The following is a 653-nucleotide window of genomic DNA, read 5'->3' on the forward strand; positions in this document are numbered from 1 at the left end:
AAAAAGGCCGGCTAGAAGCCGACCTTTTTAAAAACAGATGGTGCCCAGGAGAGGACTCGAACCTCCACGATGTTGCCACCGCTAGGACCTGAACCTAGTGCGTCTACCAATTCCGCCACCTGGGCACGTTTTGCAGTAGCTGCTTGCTGCAAAGAAGCGAAATTATAGCGCGTCTTTGGTGGCTGTCAACAGGATTTGAGGTCGCGAACGAAAATAATTTGACGGATTTGTTTGGGCATCGAGCGAGGTGCGCAAACATCGCGGCGGGGCGACCGACGTGCATCGTCGAACACTTGTGATGGGCGGGTTTGCGCGGGCTGATCCCTTCCGGATGCCGGAAATGCAGGTGAGCCGACTGGAAGGAGTTTTTTCAGGAAGTGGAGGGTCAGGAGGGAGGGCTGGGTCGCACATGTGTAACCCGAGTCACGCATGCAAGCGCAGCCTTTCGACGCCCCGCTCGGAGCAACCAAGCGCTTTGCTTCCTGGGCTTGAAATGAAAAAAGGCCGGCTAGAAGCCGACCTTTTTAAAAACAGATGGTGCCCAGGAGAGGACTCGAACCTCCACGATGTTGCCACCGCTAGGACCTGAACCTAGTGCGTCTACCAATTCCGCCACCTGGGCACGTTTTGCAGTAGCTGCTTGCTGCAAAGAA

The 653-nt window shown here is 55.4% G+C and carries 2 tRNA genes; both read right to left on the minus strand.

Annotated elements, in window-relative coordinates:
• Positions 1-38: 38 nt before the first annotated feature.
• A tRNA-Leu gene (locus DPV79_RS41565) sits at positions 39-125 on the minus strand.
• A 410-nt stretch (positions 126-535) separates the two neighbouring features.
• A tRNA-Leu gene (locus DPV79_RS41570) sits at positions 536-622 on the minus strand.
• Between the last annotated feature and the right edge of the window lie 31 nt (positions 623-653).

Source organism: Burkholderia reimsis (assembly GCF_003294055.1).
Classification (GTDB): domain Bacteria; phylum Pseudomonadota; class Gammaproteobacteria; order Burkholderiales; family Burkholderiaceae; genus Burkholderia; species Burkholderia cepacia.